1 protein-coding gene is annotated in these 3,473 nt (G+C 37.3%); it reads right to left on the reverse strand.

All coding sequences use genetic code 11. From position 1 onward, the window contains the following. Positions 1-62 precede the first annotated feature (62 nt). Complete coding sequence (locus Z053_RS0127255) at positions 63-3,167, reverse strand: sulfatase-like hydrolase/transferase (RefSeq protein ID WP_025668138.1); 3,105 nt, start codon at positions 3,165-3,167, stop codon at positions 63-65. Positions 3,168-3,473 lie beyond the last annotated feature (306 nt).

A 3,473-nucleotide genomic window follows, 5' to 3' on the forward strand; every position in this document is an offset into this window, starting at 1 on the left:
AAAAAAATCTTAATTTTCTTTGCCAGCAAATTCAAAATACAAATGGTATAATATAATTTACATTACATCTTGATCAATCGTTTTTGAATTATAGTATCACCAACACTTATTTTTATAAAATATTGTCCCGTAGATAAATCTTGAGTAGGCACTTTAATTCTTTCTTGATTTGTATATGATTTCAAGAAAATTGATTGTCCTAAATTATTAAATATCTCGACTTCTGTATTTTGATCACTACTTTCTTTTGAGGTGATATATATGTGGTTTCCAAATGGATTTGGATATATCGAAAACATATCCTCTTTAGCTATCGTTGCTTCTGTTATTGCTTCTGGCTCTTCGGCTTGTACCTCTGGTTGCACTTCTGCTTCTGTAGATACATCATTAACAATTGTTGTGCTGATCATAGAAGCAGCTGGAGTACTACAACCATTAATCACTACATCATCTATATAAACCCAATCAGAATTACCAGATGCATCGGCTCTAAATCGAAGTTGAGTCGTTGCCGTAAAAGGTCCCGGGATTACCACCTGATCATTATAACGTTGATCATTTACAAATTCATCAGACTGATTCCATTCTTCTACAGTAGTAAAGTTTGCTCCACCATCTGTTGATATCTGAAGCCAGAAATCTTCATTACTATTATCCATACTTCTACAGTAATACGAGAAATTAATCGTTAACTCTTCATAACTTGTCATATCAAAATTAGAAGTAGTCATCACCGATGTAGAGGTGTTATCTTGTAATCGTATACAGTATGTTCCAGAATTTGCATATGCTGCATCACTAGCACTTCTTCTGGCATCAGATCCACCATCAGACCATACGCCCCACCCAGATTCGAAATCTTCTGAGTTAATAACCGCATATGTACATTGTGATGGGTTAGGATCTGGGAGACATCCAGATGTGATCACCTGCGCTGCAGAAAGTGCAAAATCATAAATAACAACTGCATCCATTTTTCCGGTATAAAAATTATCTGTAGTTTCTCCAAAACTATCTTTTTTCTGTACTCCGCCAATTCCTCCGGATCCTATATGTGTAGGAACAGAACTTGGTGCTGCACTACTTGAAGCAGCAGAAACACCATCAATATATAAACTATGACTGGTACTTCCGCCATTATACACCACAGCAACGTGGTGCCAATCGCCATCATTCGGAAAAGCTACACTATGACTATCAGAAACAGTAGAACTATTTCTTACTATAGATTCCAGATTTGAGCCGTTTAGTCTCAATACAACTCCACTAATCCCTCCTCCTTCTTCAAAAAGATTCTGGATACCAGACAGAGCAGTTGGTTTTATCCACATAGCAACACTTCTTTGCGACATCGATGCAATCAAAAATGGACCAGGGTTCTGGCTATATTGTATTTTGGTCGCTCCATCAAATACAGCAGATCGATCTCCTTCTTTAAAATCTACAGCATCGTAAGTTAACGTTCCTATAGTCGAAAGAGGATCATTATTATTTGAAGAAGCATCATTTGCATCTACTCCAACGTCAAAATTCCAAAGTGCCAAATACGTATCTGGCTCAACACAACTAACAACTGGTGGGTTGATTTGGATAATTTCTGGTAAAGGAACCGTAAGTCCACTACTTCTATAGGTAGGCAAAGGAGCAGATATATTAATCAGATAGTTACGAAGATCGGTACTTAGATCATTTGCAATAGTTAAGGTTGCATTATCAGGGCTTCCTGATAGTAAGTTAGTAGCTTCGCCAATATCGGTTATTAGGTTATACATTTCATAAGAAGCTGTTTCATAATTATGAATCAACTTATAATCTCCTTTACGTATAATAGATACAGGTCTTTGATCACGTTTAGAATCAATCAGGTATCCGGGAAAATGCCAGTAGATTGCATCTCTATTTAGGTTAGGATTCGTACCGGTTAGCATAGACCATTGGCTTACACCATCGATATCATATCCTGCGGGTAATGTTCCTCCTGCGGCTTCTACAAGTGTTGGGTACAGATCGAAAGCAACAATAGGAGTATTATTAATTGTACCCGTATTTGCTAATAAACCTTCTGACCATGCTATAGTAATTGATCTTACTCCACCTTCATAATGTTGTCCTTTCATTCCTCGTAAAGGACCATTATCTTCTGTTCCGATAGCGCCACCATTATCAGAAATAAAATATACCAATGTATTTTCTGATAACATATGACCAGGATTTCTTGGATCTGCCGTTGTTTTTAAATAATCGATAAGTCTGCTAATGGTTTGATCCATTCCTTCGGCAATTGCTGCCTGGCTTACATTAGTATGTCCCATCTGGCTGGGGTTTGTGTTATTTTTAGCCACATATTTGGCATATAAATCGGGCCTTGCATTTGCCTGTCCCCAAGGGCCATGTATTGCATAATTACTAAAATGCATAAAAAACGGAGATGTATTATTTGCATTCATAAAATCGATTGCGGCATCTGCCATCGCATCGGTTACATGTTTTGCTGTTCCTTCTAGAGAGTTATCTCCTGCTAGTGCCATAGATTCACTTAGTGTATAAGGATCTGCATATGGATCTAGTTCTGGACCTATCCTGCTATGAAAAGTCCAAACACCACCAGATTGCGAAGCAAAATAACTTCCTGGAGCACCATCTGAACCACCACCATAGTTAAAATCAAATCCCTGGTCGGTAGGTCCGTTGCTCATACTTCCTCCCGAGTGATATTTTCCAAAATGGGCTGTTGTATACCCGCTTGCTTTTATGGTTTCGGCTATTGTAATCGCGCTGGCAGGAATTTCATCTTCTCCGTTAGATAGTCCTTGACTAGGGCCTACTAATAAAGTAGAATTTCCTCCTCTATTTAAACCATTTACTGCAAATACATTATTATCGGGTCTTGATGCATATTGCCCACTTAAAATTGCTGCCCTGGTTGGTGCACAATTTGCTCCATTTACATATGCCTGCGGAAATGCAATACCTTGAGCAGCCAATGTTTCTAAAGTTGGCGTCTCATAAAAATCACTGGGATTATTAATGTTAGTTGCCCCCGTACTCACTTGTGACCACCCCATATCATCGGCAATAATGACCACGATATTTGGGGATTGAGAATAAATCGAACTACTAACGCCAATACAGAGTAGCAGTACTAAGAATTTGGTTGTTGTTTTCATAGATTAATGGTTTAAAATTTACAATCGTAATGATTGGATAGATTAGTTATTTATGTATTTGTTTTTTAATTGAAATCTAATACTGATAGTACACTACGAAGTCTAATGCCTCTATACTATCTTATTGTCAAACTGATCTTTGGGAGGATTCTAAATTTAGAAAGGAAAATTATTATCAGGTCTGGGAAACCACTAACTCAAAAAATAAGAATTCTGAGTGCTTTTTTAGAAAACATCATTAGATGTATTGTTTCTAAATTGTAATTAGTATTTGTATTCCAGACACTGCTTTTGTTGGCTCGCCAA

It is taken from the genome of Aquimarina megaterium XH134, assembly GCF_000520975.1.
GTDB lineage: Bacteria > Bacteroidota > Bacteroidia > Flavobacteriales > Flavobacteriaceae > Aquimarina > Aquimarina megaterium.